At 36.7% G+C, this 1,173-nt stretch carries 2 pseudogenes; both read right to left on the reverse strand.

The annotated features are described in order from the left end of the window. Positions 1–871 (reverse strand): annotated as a pseudogene (locus KH400_RS20720) (IS3 family transposase); the annotation flags it as partial. Next, positions 838–1,173: pseudogene (locus tag KH400_RS20725) on the reverse strand (hypothetical protein); the annotation flags it as partial. The pseudogenes KH400_RS20720 and KH400_RS20725, both read right to left, overlap by 34 nt.

Genomic DNA, 1,173 nt, shown 5'->3' on the forward strand with positions numbered 1-1,173 from the left:
CTTGTCGTGCTTCTCTAAACTGAATCGGACTCATCCAATGCAGCTTTTCCTTGATTCGTTTGTTATTGTAGTAGTCTATATACTTAACAATGGCTTGTTCAAGTTCCTTAAAACTATGGTAGACCTTTCCATAGTACATTTCTTGTTTCATGATGCCGAAGAAATTTTCCATTGGTGAATTATCGATACAGTTCCCTTTTCGGGACATACTTTGAAAAATTCTATGCTCTTTCAACTTATGTGTATAAGCTTTCATTTGATAGCCCCAGCCTTGATCTGAATGAAATGTACGGCGATAAGGGCAATCATCTGTCCGTTCAATGGCTTCTTCCAAAGCTTCAATGATGGCTTTAGCATTTGGTTGTTTTGAGAGACGGTAAGAGATAATTTCACTATTAAACATATCTAAGAAAGGATCAAAATAAGCTTTCTTGATTTGGATATTGCCATTTTTATCTCTGTCATAGTATTTAAATTCTGTTGTATCTGTTGTGATTTTTTGATGCGCAACACTCGTGTTAAAGCGGCGCTGAATACGATTTTTCGCTATAGTACCAACTTTTCCTTTATACGTGCTGTATTTACGTGATTTGCGTGTATATGATACACACTTCAAGCCAAGTTTCTGCATAATTCGTTGTACTTTCTTTTTATTAATCGTGATTCCTTTACCTTGAAGTTCTTTTGTGATCCGGCGATAACCGTAATTGCCATTGTGTTCCTCGAACAATTCTTTGATTCGTTTTTCAATTTCTTCATCTTTATGTGTTGTATTCATTTGTTTCTGCCAATATATATAAGTTGCTTTTTTCATGCCTGTAGCTTCAAGGAGAACCACTAATTTGAAGTCTTGTCGGAGTTCTTGAATGACTCTGGCTTCTGTTTTAGCAGTCGGCTCGGTATATTTTCCCCTGAAGCTCGGAGCTTTTTTATGAAAGCTAACTCCGCGCGTAAAAGTTCATTCTCACGTTCTAATTGTTCCTCTCGTGTTAGCTTCTTTTCTGCTTTTTGTTTTTTTGGTTCCTTTGACATAGTTGGACGCTCCTTTGGTTTTGAGAGCCCTTCCAGTCCGCTTTCTAAAAATGTTTGGTGCCAATGTTTCACTATTCCTGGATTTGAAAGGTTATATTTAATGGCAACATCAAGATAAGACTCTCCACTAGTTTGATAATA

Origin of the sequence: Desertibacillus haloalkaliphilus (assembly GCF_019039105.1) — a bacterium.
GTDB lineage: Bacteria > Bacillota > Bacilli > Bacillales > KJ1-10-99 > Desertibacillus > Desertibacillus haloalkaliphilus.